The organism is Providencia sneebia DSM 19967 (assembly GCF_000314895.2).
In the GTDB taxonomy this organism is placed as follows: domain Bacteria; phylum Pseudomonadota; class Gammaproteobacteria; order Enterobacterales; family Enterobacteriaceae; genus Providencia; species Providencia sneebia.
Genome location: NZ_CM001773.1, coordinates 1,458,340 through 1,474,924 on the forward strand (window position 1 = coordinate 1,458,340; position 16,585 = coordinate 1,474,924).

At 39.1% G+C, this 16,585-nt stretch carries 9 protein-coding genes, 3 tRNA genes and 1 pseudogene; 4 read left to right on the plus strand and 9 right to left on the minus strand.

What is annotated here, in order from left to right; all coding sequences use genetic code 11:
- Positions 1-314 precede the first annotated feature (314 nt).
- Positions 315-1,502: a 3-demethoxyubiquinol 3-hydroxylase gene (gene ubiF / locus OO7_RS05865; RefSeq protein WP_008915039.1), complete on the plus strand. Its 1,188-nt coding sequence runs from the start codon at positions 315-317 to the stop codon at positions 1,500-1,502.
- 58 nt (positions 1,503-1,560) lie between these two features.
- Here ubiF and OO7_RS05870 read toward each other — a convergent pair whose 3' ends face one another.
- The 7 genes and pseudogenes from OO7_RS05870 to nagB form a co-directional block, all read right to left on the minus strand.
- Positions 1,561-2,901, minus strand: a complete 1,341-nt coding sequence (locus OO7_RS05870) for a dicarboxylate/amino acid:cation symporter (RefSeq protein WP_236620687.1) — start codon at positions 2,899-2,901, stop codon at positions 1,561-1,563.
- A gap of 537 nt (positions 2,902-3,438) precedes the next feature.
- Positions 3,439-3,513 (minus strand) — tRNA-Gln (locus OO7_RS05875).
- 35 nt (positions 3,514-3,548) lie between these two features.
- Positions 3,549-3,633: transfer RNA gene (locus tag OO7_RS05880), tRNA-Leu, on the minus strand.
- Between the two features lie 5 nt (positions 3,634-3,638).
- A tRNA-Met gene (locus tag OO7_RS05885) sits at positions 3,639-3,715 on the minus strand.
- A gap of 279 nt (positions 3,716-3,994) precedes the next feature.
- The gene (gene nagC / locus OO7_RS05890) at positions 3,995-5,218 is read right to left on the minus strand and encodes a DNA-binding transcriptional regulator NagC (RefSeq protein ID WP_008915041.1); all 1,224 of its coding nucleotides are present in this window, start codon (positions 5,216-5,218) and stop codon (positions 3,995-3,997) included.
- A gap of 11 nt (positions 5,219-5,229) precedes the next feature.
- Positions 5,230-6,392, minus strand: a pseudogene (nagA, locus tag OO7_RS16435) (N-acetylglucosamine-6-phosphate deacetylase).
- Positions 6,393-6,463: 71 nt separating this feature from the next.
- Positions 6,464-7,267 (minus strand): glucosamine-6-phosphate deaminase, encoded by an 804-nt coding sequence (nagB, locus tag OO7_RS05905; protein ID WP_008915042.1) that lies wholly within the window; start codon positions 7,265-7,267, stop codon positions 6,464-6,466.
- A gap of 414 nt (positions 7,268-7,681) precedes the next feature.
- On the opposite strand from nagB, the gene nagE reads away from it, so the two are divergent.
- The 3 genes from nagE to glnS all read left to right on the plus strand — a co-directional run bounded on the left by nagE (position 7,682) and on the right by glnS (position 12,603).
- Positions 7,682-9,709: an N-acetylglucosamine-specific PTS transporter subunit IIBC gene (gene nagE, locus OO7_RS05910; RefSeq protein ID WP_008915043.1), complete on the plus strand. Its 2,028-nt coding sequence runs from the start codon at positions 7,682-7,684 to the stop codon at positions 9,707-9,709.
- A gap of 266 nt (positions 9,710-9,975) precedes the next feature.
- Positions 9,976-10,791, plus strand: a complete 816-nt coding sequence (locus OO7_RS05915) for a sulfite exporter TauE/SafE family protein (protein WP_008915044.1) — start codon at positions 9,976-9,978, stop codon at positions 10,789-10,791.
- A 144-nt stretch (positions 10,792-10,935) separates the two neighbouring features.
- Positions 10,936-12,603, plus strand: a complete 1,668-nt coding sequence (gene glnS / locus OO7_RS05920) for a glutamine--tRNA ligase (protein WP_008915045.1) — start codon at positions 10,936-10,938, stop codon at positions 12,601-12,603.
- Between the two features lie 1,300 nt (positions 12,604-13,903).
- Here the strand turns inward: glnS and OO7_RS05930 are convergent.
- Complete coding sequence (locus tag OO7_RS05930) at positions 13,904-15,565, minus strand: alpha-keto acid decarboxylase family protein (RefSeq protein ID WP_008915047.1); 1,662 nt, start codon at positions 15,563-15,565, stop codon at positions 13,904-13,906.
- 197 nt (positions 15,566-15,762) lie between these two features.
- Positions 15,763-16,503, minus strand: coding sequence for an SDR family oxidoreductase (locus OO7_RS05935; RefSeq protein WP_008915048.1), 741 nt, complete (start codon positions 16,501-16,503; stop codon positions 15,763-15,765).
- Positions 16,504-16,585: the final 82 nt, after the last annotated feature.

A 16,585-nucleotide genomic window follows, 5' to 3' on the forward strand; every position in this document is an offset into this window, starting at 1 on the left:
GTGTAATGGACTCCGAAACGCGTTGTAAATCCAAAGTCCCGTCCCGTTTTGGGAAAGCGTACACAAATTTTGATCATAGACATCACACAATGATGTAAACAATGTCAAAATAATAACTGCTCATCTTTATTAATTAAGCAGTATTATTGCTACGCACTTTCTGAGACAGGCTATCGCCTATTGTTTTAAAGATTAGCGCATATTGTATTCATTTGAAGCGCCAGTGACCAGAGTCTGTAACAGAGATATTCCCTGTCAGAGCAACAATTTTTCGGTACACTACATAAATCAAACAGTTAATAGTAGCTAATGCAATGAATAAAGTAACAGAATATTATGATGTTGTCGTGGTTGGTGCAGGTATGACTGGCGCAGCGGCAGCTTTAGGTTTTGCACAGGAAGGGTTGCACGTTGCTTTACTCGAACAAGCAGCGCCAAGTTCTTTTGATGCCACAAGCCCACCTGATGTCCGGATTTCGGCAATTAGCAGCTCGTCTGTTGATTTTCTGAAGCAATTGGGCGCTTGGCAACATGTCGAAGCGATGCGGTGTACGCCTTATCGCCAACTTGAAACGTGGGAAGAGCCGGGAAGCAATGTTATTTTTGATGCGCAAAGCCTCGGTTTGCCTGAATTGGGATTTATGGTTGAAAACAAGGTGTTGCAATTAGCATTGTGGCAAGAGTGCGAAAAATACACTAACCTTGACCGGATCTGCCCCGCAAAATTTAATCAATTATATCAACCTACAGGACAAAAAGAGTGGGTTATTGTTCTTAATGATGGCCGCCATCTTCAAGCTAAATTGATTGTTGGCGCTGATGGTGCAAATTCACAAGTTCGCCAGCTATCCGGTATTGGTAGTCGTGGTTGGCAATATCAACAATCTTGTATGCTGATTACTGTTCAAACATCAGAGGAACAACAAGATAAAACTTGGCAACAATTTTTCCCTTCAGGACCAAGAGCATTCTTACCATTATATGATAATTGGGCTTCATTAGTTTGGTATGACAGTCCTGCGAAGATCCGCCGTTTACAAACAATGTCAATGGAACAGCTCACTGATGCTATCGTAGAGGCTTTCCCTGAGCGTTTAGGTGCTATTAAAGCGTATGCTTCAGGTGCTTTTCCGTTAACGCGTCAGCATGCCAATCGCTATGTGGTAGAAGGGCTCGCTTTAGTCGGTGATGCAGCTCATACGATAAACCCACTAGCTGGGCAGGGGGTTAATCTAGGTTATCGGGATGTAGAAACGTTACTTAAAGTGGTAACACAGGCAAAAGAATACCTTGAGCAATGGCACTCTTTAGAAGTGCTAAAACGTTATCAGCGCCGGCGTCTACCTGATAATTTAGCTATGCAAGCGGGAATGGATTTCTTTTATATGGCGTTTAGTGAGAGTTTGCCCGGATTAAAATTTGCGCGTAATTTAGGTCTAATGGCCGCGCAGCGGGCAGGAGAATTGAAAAAGATCGCCTTAAAATATGCTTTAGGACTTTAATGAAAAATGCCGCAGTTCAAATTGAATTGCGGCATTTTGCTAACTAAAAATAGTTAGATTATTTATCGTTTGCTAGATCAAGTGGTTCTGATTTTGGTGCTGGAGTCTCAAAGTCGTCTTCAGTAATAATTGAATCAATACTTTCACCTTTAGCAGCGAATGCCGCAGCTAATTTTTCAGTATCAAGCTCTTTTTCCCAACGAGCAACCACGATACAAGCACATGCGTTACCCACTAAGTTTGTTAGCGCACGACATTCAGACATGAAACGGTCAATACCAAGGATAAGTGCCATACCAGCAACTGGAATGCTTGGAACGACCATTAATGTTGCCGCTAAGGTAATAAACCCTGCACCTGTTACACCCGCAGCACCTTTAGAACTGATCATCGCAACCAATAGTAGCGATATTTGTTCCCAAATAGTTAAATCGATATTCGTTGCCTGAGCAATAAACAGAGCAGCCATGGTCATATAGATGTTTGTGCCATCAAGGTTAAAGGAATACCCTGTTGGAATAACCAGACCAACGACAGATTTTTCACAACCTGCATGCTCCATTTTTCTCATCAAGCTTGGTAATGCAGCTTCTGAGGAAGAAGTACCTAGCACTAACCATAATTCATCTTTGATGTATTTGATAAGCTCTATGATGGAGAAGCCATTGTATTTGGCGACTGCCCCGAGTACGAAGATAACAAACAGTAATGAGGTGATATAGAAAGTCAAAATCAGCATCATTAAGTTGCCGATAGATGAAATACCATATTTACCGATTGTAAATGCCATTGCACCAAACGCACCGATAGGCGCAAGTTTCATCAGCATGGCAACCATTTTGAACACAGGCTCAGAGAAGTTCTGTAGTAACTTAACGATAGGTTCGCCGTGTTTACCTGTAGCCGCCAGTGCCAAGCCAAAAATAATAGCAATGAATAGCACCTGTAGGATATTACCATTAACTAATGGGCTAATAACCGTGTCAGGAATGATATTCATTAAGAAGCTAACAATGGAGGATTCATGTGCTTTTTCAACATAACCTGCAACTTTGCTACTATCGAGCGTTGATGGGTCAATATTGAGTCCAGCACCTGGGCGGATAATATTTGAAACAATAAGGCCAATAATGAGCGCAACGGTTGAGAAGGTAATGAAATAGAGCATTGCTTTACCCGCAACACTACCAACCGCTTTCATATTCGACATGCCAGATATACCCGTCACAACGGTTAAGAAGATGACAGGAGCGATAATCATTTTGACGATTTTGATGAATGCATCACCAAGAGGTTTTAATGATTCACCTATATCAGGAAAAAAGTGACCAAGTGCAATACCTAGCACGATGGCAACAATAACCTGAACATATAGGATTTTATATAGTGGTTGTTTAATTTGGTTTCGCATAAATCTTCTCTGTAAAATGTTGCATCACTGCAATTTATAATTATTAGGTTTTTGGTACTTTTTATTTGGACTTATTTAGATGTTGAAAATTTGAGATATGAATTGGATAAAAAATGAGTCAATGGCAATAAGCGGAACATCCTATCAGCCATTAATCTGATCTAACCAAAAACCACACGAAGGTTATCACTATAACGCGTTATTAAAAAATGACTAAAGTCACATAATTGATAGTGAAATTAATCAAAGGTAAATAATTTGTTCTATCTGTTATTTTTTAATGTTGATATGTAATAAATTTGCGTGATAGTGAGAAATAGATCGGATAAATCAAGAAGGGAATAACCAATAAAATGGGATTTTGAAGGTAGGTTATAACGAAAAACAGAGAGAAATGTTAATAATTGAGGTGAAATAAGCGAAAAAACGATTTATAACCGCTTAAGTTTGGCTCAGGTGTCATTTTATTTCAGGTTTTTAATAAAAGATGGAATAAAAAAGAATTTTACTAGAGAAGATAAAAGATGGCTGGGGTACCAGGATTCGAACCTGGGAATGCCAGGATCAAAACCTGGTGCCTTACCGCTTGGCGATACCCCAATTGGAAATTTATTGCTATTAACCATTAACAATAATGGTGCGGGAGGCGAGACTTGAACTCGCACACCTTGCGGCGCCAGAACCTAAATCTGGTGCGTCTACCAATTTCGCCACTCCCGCAAACATGGTGGCTATGACGGGATTCGAACCTGTGACCCCAACATTATGAGTGTTGTGCTCTAACCAGCTGAGCTACATAGCCATCTTTTTGCATTACCTTCATCGGCGTTGCGGGGCGCATTATGCTAATTACAGTTGATTCAGTCAACCGCTTTTTTCACTATTTTTGTTAAAAAGCGTTCATTTGTTTGATGAATAATCATTTTGTCGATAAAGAAAGCAAAAAACAAGCTGATAATTGATTAAATAGCATCTTGTGGCAATTTAATAAATATATTTTATTCAGCAAGAGATTATCATCAAAAGCCAAACTTCCCCTATAATTTACTGAAAGTTTAGCGATAAAACGCAATGATTAAATTTAATTATCAAGCAACTTTTGCAGTAATTCACCGTTAAGCATCGCACGTTTAGTGAGGGCAAAAGCGCCAATTGCTGAATTGTGTTTTAATTTCGAAGTGACAATCGGTAAATTTTCACGAAAACCTTTTAATGCTTGACTATCAATGCAGCTTTGTATCGCCGGAAGTAATATTTGTGCAGCCTCAGTAATATCGCCCGCTATTACGACTTTTTCAGGGTTAAATAAATTGATTGATATTGCAATAGCTTTACCAATTTGGCGTCCGACATGCTGGATAACTTCTGTTGCGAGAGGATCATTTTTATTGGCGGCTTGGCAAATACGCTGAATAGAGCAATCTTCGAGCGTAAGAGAGCTATTAAAACCTTGTTCAAGGCGTTGTTTTACTCGATTTTCAATAGCTTGATTTGACGCGATAGTTTCAAGGCAACCAAAATTCCCACAGTGGCAAAGCTCCCCTAATGGATCAACTTGAATATGACCAATCTCACCTAAACTACCACGATGATTCAATAAAATTTCATTATTAATGATAATCCCAGCACCTGCGCCACGATGGATACGGACAAGCAGTGAATCTTCGCAATCTTGTGTTGCGCCAAAATAGCTTTCAGCTAATGCAAGGCTGCGGATGTCATGCCCAATATAGCAGGTGATTTCAAAATGTTTTTGCAAGTTATCAACAAGGCTCCAATAACTCATTTTGATATGCGGCATATAGTGAACTGTGCCGTTTTGCGGATTAACTAAACCTGGCAATATTACAGATATTGCAATTAGCTCTTTAATGCGTCGTTGGTTTGACTGAATAAAATCCTCAATTGCCGCAATAAGCTTTTGCTCAACGGCTTCGACAGAGGGCTCTGAAATGGGATAATGGGCCTCAGTTAGCATCTTGCCATTGAGGTCATACAAGGCAATAGTTGCATCATAACGGCCAAGACGCACACCTATCGTATGAAAGTTTTTATGCTCAGATACGATAGATATGGCGCGACGGCCTCCAGTAGAGGCCTGTTGGTCGACTTCTTTTATTAAGCCGCGTTCGAGGAGCTGACGAGTAATTTTTGTGACACTAGCTGGTGCAAGCTGGCTTTGTTCTGCGATCTGAATGCGTGAAATAGGCCCATGTTGGTCAATCAGGCTATATACCACAGCACTATTTAATTGTTTTACCAGATCAATATTACCAATTTGTTTCAGCGAGTGATTTTGATTCATCAGCTATTTACTCATTTTTTATAGACTTCCTCTCCATTAACAAATGTTGAAAGGACTTGGAAGTCGTGGTTAAAGGCAGTTAAGTTTGCAATTTTCCCCGGAGCAATCGAACCTAGGCGAGAATCAACGCCAATGGCTTTAGCCGGATAGAGTGTTGCCATTCTTAATGTTTCATCTAACGCAATACCAACATGTTCTACTGTATTTTTAACTGCTTCAATCATTGTTAGTGATGATCCGCTGAGAGTACCGTTTTCATCAACACACAATCCATCGCGGTAGTATATGGTTTTGCCTGCAAAGATAAAATGATCCATTTCACCAGTTTGAGGGTCAATACCTGCTGGAGCGGTTGCGTCCGTAACTAAAACTAATCTATCACCTTTTAGACGCTTGCTGTTACGAATATTTGCCCATTGCACGTGTAAACCATCAGCGATGATGCCTGCGTACACTTCTGGCGTATCATAAATAGCACCAATAAGACCCGGGCCTCGACCTGAAACATAAGGCATTGCATTAAATAGGTGTGTTGAGAAGCTAATGCCAGATTTGAAACCTTGGCGAGCTTCTTCGTAGGTTGAGTTTGAATGCCCAGCAGAAACCACAATGCCTGCATCAGTAAGTTCACGAATATAACGCTCGTCAACTATTTCTGGCGCAAGCGTAATTTTAGTTATCGCATCTGCATGAGACGCTAAATAGTGGATCATCTCTGCGGATGGTTGACGGATAAATGCAGGATTATGCGTCCCTTTTTCACCAGATTAATGTAAGGGCCTTCAAGATGTAAGCCCAGTGCTTGGTTATGATGCGTTTTTAAATATTCTTCCATTACTTCAACGCCATGTTTCATTAATTCATCTGAACATGTGATTAAAGTAGGTAGAAAGCTGGTACACCCGGTACGTTCGTTAGCTTTTTGCATGATATCCAAATTCTTCAATGTCACGTTTTCTTCGTTATCATTGAATTGAACACCACCACAACCATTAACTTGTAGGTCAATAAAGCCAGGAGAAAGATAAGCACCTTGTAAATCATGCTGTTTGATATCAGTGGGAAGTTGTTCAATCGGACAAATGTCTTTTATGAATTCCCCATCAATAATGACGGCATGATTGTCTAATCTTTCGTGACCTGTATAAATAATACAATTAGTAAGTGCGTACATGAATTAATCTCCTGACGTTTAAAAAGAAAATAGGTGATAACCTACTTGGTTTAGCAAGTAGGATGATCGATTTAGTTAAATTCTTCGATAATGTCAGATTCTAACTGGCTAAAATATTTTAATGTTTTGACTTTCAGCTCTATGGTTGCTGCATCATCACAAACAATAATTGCTTTTGGATGCAACTGCACACACGTTACGGTCCATAAATGGTTAACAGAACCTTCTACGGCTGCTTGTACTGCATTTGCTTTGTTTGTGCCCGTTGCTAATACCATCAATTCATCTGCATCCATCAGCGTTCCCACACCCACTGTCAGTGCATATTTTGGAACTTCATTAACATCGTTATTGAAGAAACGTGAATTTGCAAGACGCGTTTCTGGTGTTAATGTTTTGATGCGAGTACGGGAATTCAACGATGAACCTGGTTCATTAAATGCAATATGTCCATCATTACCCACGCCGCCCATGAACAAATTAATTTGGCCATAAGATTTTATTTTATCTTCATAACGTTGGCATTCTGCATCCACATCAGGTGCATTACCGTTAAGTAAGTTGATGTTTTCTTTTTGAATATCAACATGATTAAAGAAATTTTCATACATAAAAGTATGATAGCTTTGTGGGTGGTTATCAGGAATACCAACATATTCATCCATGTTGAAAGTCACAACATGTTTAAAACTCACTTTACCTGCTTGGTACAGTTTAATCAGCGCCTTATAGGTTTCAAGCGGTGTGCTACCTGTTGGTAGCCCTAAAACAAAAGGGCGATCAGCCGTTGGTTTAAAAGCATTAATTTTATCTGCAATATATTGTGCAGACCAAGTTCCAACAGCAGCGGCATTTTTTAATGGTAGAAGCCTCATGTTACTTTTTCCTCTGATTTAATCCTATGAAATCTATAATGTATTTATATTTGTCATATTCTAAATAGTATCTGAGCAGACAATATGCAAATTGAATACTTTTAGGCACACACCCTGATGCGATAAATAATGGAAATGTCAGGGTATATTGATTCTCTATTAGCCATTTGGCTAAATCTAGCACATAAGTTATTTTTAATAATAAAATAAGTTTGGCTTAATGGCTACTGATTTAGTCAATATTTAAACAATATGATTGATATTTGTCACAAATTACACCTATTTATTTTTCAACGCGAAAAAATTAAACTAGACTATGAAATTGCTACGCTCAAGCACCTAAACTATGATAAAGGTGTATGAACAATAAGATCCCGTAAATGGGACTAAAACTGGGCTATAAAGGGGGAGTTTGTGAATATACTAAGTTATTTACAGCGGATTGGTAGAGCACTAATGGTGCCTGTTGCTGTGCTACCGGCTGCTGCGATCCTAATGGGGATCGGCTATTGGATTGACCCAGATGGTTGGGGAGCTAATAGCGCCATCGCGGCTTTACTGATTAAATCTGGTGCAGCAATTATTGATAATATGTCTGTACTGTTTGCAATCGGTGTTGCTTATGGCATGTCAAAAGATAAAGATGGTGCTGCGGCACTGACAGGGTTTGTTGGTTTCTTGGTCGTAACAACCCTGTGTTCGCCTGCGGCTTACTCAATGATAATGGGTGTTCCACTCGAGAATGTTCCAGCAGCATTTGGTAAAATTAATAACCAATTTGTGGGGATTCTGGTTGGTGTACTCTCTGCTGAATTATACAACCGTTATAGTGGTGTTGAATTACCAAAAGCATTGTCATTCTTTAGTGGGCGTCGTTTAGTACCAATCTTGACCTCCTTCTTAATGATTATTCTTGCTTTCATTCTAATGTATGTATGGCCTATTGTTTATAATGGCTTAGTTTCATTTGGTGAAAGTATTAAAGATTTAGGATCTGTCGGTGCGGGTATTTACGCATTCTTTAACCGCCTGCTTATTCCTGTCGGCCTACACCATGCATTAAACTCAGTATTCTGGTTTGATGTTGCAGGTATTAATGATATTCCTAATTTCCTTGGTGGTGCAAAATCCATTGAAGAAGGACTAGCAATTCCTGGTATTACAGGTCGTTACCAAGCGGGTTTCTTCCCAATTATGATGTTTGGTTTACCGGGTGCGGCATTAGCGATTTATCACTGTGCACGCCCTGAGAATAAAGCGAAAGTTGCGGGTATTATGCTTGCAGGTGCATTCGCCGCCTTCTTTACGGGTATCACTGAACCACTTGAATTCTCATTCATGTTTGTCGCACCTGTTCTTTATGTTATCCATGCTTTATTAACAGGGATTTCTATTTATATTGCTGCAACGATGGAATGGATTTCAGGCTTTGGCTTTAGTGCGGGTCTGGTAGATATGCTATTGCAATCACGTAACCCACTAGCATTACAGTGGTGGATGCTGATTATTCAAGGTTTAGTCTTCTTCTGTATCTATTATGTTGTATTCCGTTTCATGATCCGCAAATTCAAATTACTGACCCCAGGTCGTGAAGAAAAAGCAGATGACGAAACTATTGATGGCTATGATGAGAATCTAAGTCCTGTAGATACCAGTGATACTGAAATTCAAAAAGAAGCTCGCCAATATGTTGCCGCTGTTGGTGGTAGTGACAATATTACAGGCATCGATGCATGTATTACTCGTCTACGCCTATCAGTAAAAGATTCCAGTGCAGTAAATGATGCAGTAACAAAACGCCTTGGTGCATCGGGTGTTATTCGATTGAATAAACAAAGTGTCCAAGTCATTGTTGGTACGCGTGCCGAATTAATTGCAAGTGCAATGAAAGAGGTTATTGCGAAAGGGCCAATTGCTGCATCTGCGCCTGTTTCTACACCAGAAATAAGCAAAGTAAATGAGCCTGAAAAAGCACAAGGTGAAGTCTTTCTTTCCCTAGTTGCGCCAGTTAGTGGTGAAGTTTATTCATTAGATGATGTACCGGATGAAGCATTCTCAAGCCGCATTGTGGGTGATGGTATTGCTATCAAACCAACAAGTGACGAGGTTTTAGCGCCAGTTTCAGGTACAGTTGTGAAAATTTTCGAAACTAACCATGCATTTTGTATCGAAACCGAAAATGGTGTTGAACTGATTGTTCACATGGGTATTGATACTGTTGCCTTAAAAGGTGAAGGTTGTGCTCGATTAGTTGAAGAAGGTAGTGAAGTCAAAGCCGGCACACCAATTCTAAAACTAGACATCGCTTTTCTTGAAGCAAATGCAAAATCAATGATTAGCCCAGTAATTATTAGTAATATCGATGATTTTGTAGGTGTTGAAATTTTAGCAAAAGGACATGTAAAAGCAGGTGAAACTGTTATTTATAATGTGCTGAAATAAGAGTATGTGAATAACAAAGCGGGATGAAGCAATGCTTTTCCCGCTTTGTATTATCAGTAAAAAATCAAATATTCTCATCTATCTTTAAATCTACCAACATGACTGGCAAACATAATTTATTTGTCAGCAGCATATTTTTTCTTTTTTATATCTGTAGCCGCTGGCCTAAATTTGGCTGAATCTCGAAATAGTTTGTCAAATATGCGTAAGTCAGCATGACTTCTTCTCTGTAAGATAAAACCATAATAACTTATGGAGATTCATCTGTGACTCTACTGCTTTGTATTTTTGGTTTTATTTCTGGTATTACTACCGCTTTATTCGGTTTTGGCGGCGGGTTTATTACTGTACCTCTTCTTTATGCCTTGATCACTTTAGTCTGGGGAACACACAGTGATGCTGGTGGTGTTGCTATGCAAATTGCCGTTGCTACTTCAACATGCGTTATGATTTTTTCTGCTTCAATATCGAGTCGTGCTCATTATAAAAAAGGTAATTTGGATTGGCGCATCATCCGTCCATTCATTATTCCTATTTCTCTTGGTGGAATTATCGGTGCTTTTGCCGCACTTTCTGTTGATAGTGCTTGGTTACGTTGGGTATTTATCGGTTATTTGGTGATAACCATTTTAGATTGCCTTTTTCGTCCAGGTTTTATGAATACGAAATCTGAAGGTATTCGCACATCAACTGGTGGCATCTTTGCTGATACGCCGATAGGAATAGTTATTGGTGCTATTGCTGCTTTCTTAGGGGTTGGCGGGAGTGTGATGACCGTGCCTTTAATGAGAAGGCGAGGTGCCAGTATGATCCAAGCAGCTGCCTTTGCGAATCCTTTAACATTACCTATGGCAATCACTGGAACGTTGACTTACTTCTATTTTGCATTGGCTCACCATATTGAATTAGGTGAAGGTTTTATTGGCATGATTTATATTAAGGCAGCATTAATTCTTATTGCTACATCTTGGCTTGGCATCCGTTTTGCAAGTTTGTTAATGCCTTATTTGAGTGATAAACGCCATGCTCAAAGTTATCCAATATTACTATTTATCGTATTAGGTGTAATGGTCTTTGCATAAGTCAAAGTATCATCTCAATTAGACGAATTAACAAAGAAGTGGCGAGATGTATAACGCGGTGAGTAATCAAACAGTTGTTTCCTGACAGATTATGGTAGAATATATTCAGCTATCACGCGCTTTTGGCATTGAGGAATGATGACAATGAATGAGGCAGATATTCGCCCAACAAATTTTATCCGTCAGATCATAGATGAAGATCTTGCGAACGGGAAACATACTTCTGTACACACACGTTTTCCACCAGAACCCAATGGCTATTTACATATCGGCCATGCAAAATCAATTTGTCTGAATTTTGGTATCGCGAAAGATTATCAGGGACAGTGCAATTTACGTTTTGATGATACTAACCCAGTAAAAGAAGATGTTGAATATGTTAATTCAATTCAACACGATGTGCAGTGGTTAGGTTTCCAATGGAGCGGCGACGTTCGCTACTCTTCTGATTATTTTGATGCTTTATATCAATATGCTATTGAGCTAATCAATAAAGGCTTGGCATATGTTGATGAACTAAGTGCAGATCAAATTCGTGAATATCGCGGAACATTAAAAGAGCCAGGTAAAAATAGTCCTTACCGCGACCGTAGTGTTGAAGAAAACTTAACGTTATTTGAAAAAATGCGTGCAGGTGGATTCGAAGAAGGTAAGGCATGTTTACGCGCGAAGATTGATATGGCGTCACCTTTTATTGTCATGCGCGATCCCGTTCTTTACCGTATCAAGTTTGCAGAACATCACCAAACAGGTAATAAATGGTGTATTTACCCAATGTATGATTTCACACACTGCATTTCTGATGCTCTGGAAGGGATCACACATTCATTATGTACACTGGAATTCCAAGATAACCGCCGCCTATATGACTGGGTGTTGGATAACATCACTATTGATTGTCATCCTCGTCAGTATGAATTTTCGCGCTTAAATCTTGAATATACGGTTATGTCTAAGCGTAAACTCAACCAATTAGTGACTGAAAAACATGTCGATGGTTGGGATGATCCGCGTATGTTGACAATTTCTGGTCTACGTCGTCGCGGTTATACCGCAGCTTCAATCCGCGAATTTTGTAAACGCATTGGTGTTACAAAGCAAGATAACAATGTGGAAATGGCATCATTAGAATCTTGTATTCGTGATGATCTCAATGAAAATGCACCACGTGCGATGGCTGTTATCGACCCAGTACGTTTAGTCATTGAGAATATGCCTGAAGGTGAAGAAATTCTGACAATGCCTAACCATCCAAATAAACCTGAGATGGGAACGCGTCAAGCACCATTTAGCCGTGAAATATATATTGATCGTGCTGATTTTCGTGAAGAAGCAAATCGCCAATATAAACGTTTAGTTTTAGGCAAAGAAGTGCGCTTGCGTAATGCATATATTATTAAAGCAGAGCGTGTTGAAAAAGATGCAGAAGGTAATATTACAACTATTTTCTGTACTTATGATCCGCAAACGTTGAATAAAGACCCAGCAGACGGACGCAAAGTAAAAGGCGTTATTCATTGGGTTAGTGCTCCGCATGCACTTCCAGCTGAAATTCGTCTGTATGACAGATTGTTTACTGTGCCAAATCCAGGCGCAGAAGATGATTTCTTGTCAGTGATTAACCCAGATTCATTGGTTATTCGTCAAGGCTTTGTGGAACCAAGTCTACGCGAAGCAACAGCAGATAAACCATATCAGTTCGAACGTGAAGGTTATTTCTGTGTAGATAACCGTTTGAGTAGCCCTGATCAGTTAGTTTTTAACCGTACTGTGGGGCTAAGGGATACTTGGGCTAAGATTGAGAATCAATAATTCCCTCAATTCCTCGTCATCCTTCACGCTGCCTCTTTGTTGACGGCACTTAGCTACCCAAGTCACATACTTCTGTATGCTCCTTGGGATAGCTTCGCTTGTCGCCGCGATGCAACGCGAATGCTTTAGAGGAATGTCGAGGTTCAATTAGATCATTTCTCGATATCTTTACGAGACCTCTTTGTTGACGGCACTTAGCTACCCAAGTCACATACTTCTGTATGCTCCTTGGGATAGCTTCGCTTGTCGCCGCGATGCAACGCGAATGCTTTAGAGGAATGTCGAGGTTCAATTAGATCATTTCTCGATATCTTTACGAGACCTCTTTGTTGACGGCACTTAGCTACCCAAGTCACAKACTTCTGTMTGCTCCTTGGGATAGCTTCGCTTGTCGCCGCGATGCAACGCGAATGCTTTAGAGGAATGTCGAGGTTCAATTAGATCATTTCTCGATATCTTTACGAGACCTCTTTGTTGACGGCACTTAGCTACCCAAGTCACAGACTTCTGTCTGCTCCTTGGGATAGCTTCGTTTATCGCTGCGATGCAACGCGAATGCTTTAGAGGAATATTAAATTCTAATTATTCTTGCTTGTTATTCAACTAGTTGTTAGTTGATATCAATATCAAATACTTTTTTTATCTCGATTTTCATTTATTATGATTGCCTACTTTAGGTGATTATTTTATCGCTATTTGAAATAGTTTTATGACTTGTATTAGGCAAGAGGAGTACACTTTGAATTTAAAGTCTTTTTTACAAAAAAAGGCCAACAGAACGAAATTTATTCTTGTTGTGATCCTCTATTTTTTATGCCAATTAATTTTAATTAATTATATATCACCATTATTAGATGAAAATTATTTGGCTCACTATTGGGATGATGGTATTCAATATGTCATCACCGTGATTGCATATTTAGCATTTTGTTTAGCGTTCGCAATATCCCTAATTGCCTTACAGATCTATTTTCTAAGAGTTTGGTGCTTTAGATTAAATGATATGGGGTTAAGTCATTATCTGCGTTTTTTACCTGTATTATGTTTTATTATTATATTAATCAATAACTTTTATATTTTTAATCCATGGATCGCTTATTTTTATTACTTTGTTATTTTCTTAAGTGCAATTCCAAAAACAGATTATTTTATAAGTAAAGATTAGCTTTTATAACAGTCAGTTAGCTATAGAATCTTATTAGCACTGCTAATGCAGGCTAATAAGATAAAGTAATTGAAAATAAGGTTAAACATCAATTTGATAATTAATTTATAAGCCTTATCTTCTATTGGGGTTTATTTACTCAACTGTATTGCTCTTTTTTAATGCTAAAGATATAGCATCTAATATTTTTGGTGTGTCCATTTTCGGTAAGATGACTTCCATAAAAGCAAGCTGATTACAATGGACGACATCTTCTAAAGCTTGTCTCAATTGTTTTGGTTCAGAGATATGGCGGATAAATGCATTATGTTCATTGGCTAATCCTTTAAATAATAATGTCCAATCCCATAATGTAATATCATTGTAGAGTTCTTCTGGGCCATGAATGGCGCGTTCAACGGTATACCCTTGATTATTCAATAAAAATATTATTGGTTTTATTCCATTTCTCAACATAGTACCTAATTCTTGCACTGTGAATTGTGCGGAACCATCACCAATAAGTAAGATAACCCGACGATTTGGTACTGCTAATTGCGCACCAAATGTTGCCGCTAATGAAAAGCCAACAGATGCCCACAATGATTGAACGACAAACTTACAATTCTCAGGTAAATCTAATGCAGCTGCGCCAAAACATGAAGTCCCTTGATCTGTAAATAAAATATCATTTGGGCGTATAAATTTCTGAATTTCAGACCAGAAATAGCTTTGATTAAGCTCTGTACTGCTCACTTCCGGTAACAATGGTTTACTGATTTTCGGTAATTGCCATTGTGAAGCAAGGGAAATAGTTAACTGATGCAAGGCATTAATGGCGTCTTGCATGGGAATTTGTGTGAAAACTTGATGGCCGACTCTCGCTTCATTTGGATGGATATAAATACAATTTTCAATGGGCAAGTGATGGCTAAAACCTGTCGTGGTTGTATCAACAAATATCACGCCGATATTGATTGTGACATCAACATCTTCCACCTGCTGCTTAATTTCAGGGCTACTGGCTGCACCAATATAGGTGCCTATAAAATTAGCATGATCCTCATCAAACACACCTTTACCAAATAAGAGTGTGGAATGGGGGAGTGGAACTTCATCCATCCACTTTTTTAAGTCTAATTGTACATTTAATCGCTCAGCGAGACAGCCTGCCAATACTGATACTTTCTTAGCATTTATCAGTTTGTTTTTTGCAGCTTCAATAAACATATCGAGTGAAGCTGTTGATAAAATGCTTTGAGGTAATATTAAAGGTGCTGGTTTAGAAACCAATGGCATTGTTGCCACATCACAAGGAAGGACTAGGTGAACAGGGCGATGTTCACGCATGGCAGTAATGATTAATCTATCAATTTCAGATTCGGCATTTTCAGGTGTTAGGCAAGCTTGAGCGACACTCACTTCTTTTGCCATGCGCGAGAAAGTATCAAAATCACCATCACCTAATGAGTGATGGAGTAATAATCCCGCTTGTTGTGATTTTAATACAGGCGCGCCAACAATATGAATAATGGGTAGGTATTCAGCATAAGCGCCGGCTATTCCATTTATAGCACTGAGTTCACCAACGCCAAAAGTGGTCAATATTGCTGCGGCTGGTTTACAGCGTGCGTAACCATCAGCAGTATAAGAGGCATTAAGTTCATTGGCGCAACCAATCCAATCAATTTGTGGATGACTGATGATATGATCAAGAAATTGCAAGTTGTAGTCACCAGGAACGCCAAATAAATGGCGAATACCGATTTGAGCTAGGCGGTCTAAAAGGTAATCTGCTACGGTATAATTTTTATTCATAACCATAACCTATCAAAAAATGTGAATGACCTAAATTCACAAGATGTGCTGATACAGCCCGACTTGTGCCAGATAGTTGCGATAAAGAGATCTATTTGAGTTTTAACTAGCCAAAACAACTAAAACATTATTTATTTCTCAACAAACTCTCTCGATTCCTCAAGCAAATTGAGAGTCGAGTATAGATTGCTGGGAAGTTAAAACTCTTGTTGCGTAGGACGTAAGACAATTTCATTAATATCTACATCCTCAGGTTGTTCAATTGCATAGGCAATAGCGCGTGCAACGGAATCTGGTGGGATGGCTTGCTTATAAAATTCAATGATTGACTGTAAACTCGTAGGATCTGAACTGCCAAATTTTAATTCAGAATCAACAACACCAGGACAGATTGTTGTGGTTCTAATATTTTTCCCGACTTCGTGGCGTAGGCCCTCTGATATAGCGCGAATGGCAAATTTTGTGCCGCTATAAACAGTGCCTCCGGGGCTAAATACTTTGACTCCAGCAACGGAAGAAATATTAATAAAATGACCACTGTTTTGCTTTTCGAATATAGGCAGCACTTCTGCTATCCCATATAAAGGTCCTTTAATATTAATATCGACCATTTTTTCCCATTCATTCACTTTGCTAAGATTCAGTGGTGAAATAGCCATTAATCCTGCATTATTAATTAACACATCAATTTTGCCAAATTGGTTTAATGTTGTGCTGACTAGGTTTTTGACGTCACTATATTGAGTGATATCAGTAACGACTGCGAGGGCATTTCCACCTTCAGCAATGCAATCTTGTGCAAGCTTATCAATAAGTTCTTTACGGCGAGCCGCTAGCACGATAGTAGCTTTCTGTTTCGCAAGATAAAGAGCCGCGGATGCACCAATGCCACTACTTGCACCAGTAATGATAATAACTTTACCTGCAATTTGCCCCATTATGGTTCTCCTTCCCAATTAAACTAAGCCGCAAATAATGATTGCTGGGAATTGTGTCTATTAATTAAAGATATATATGAAC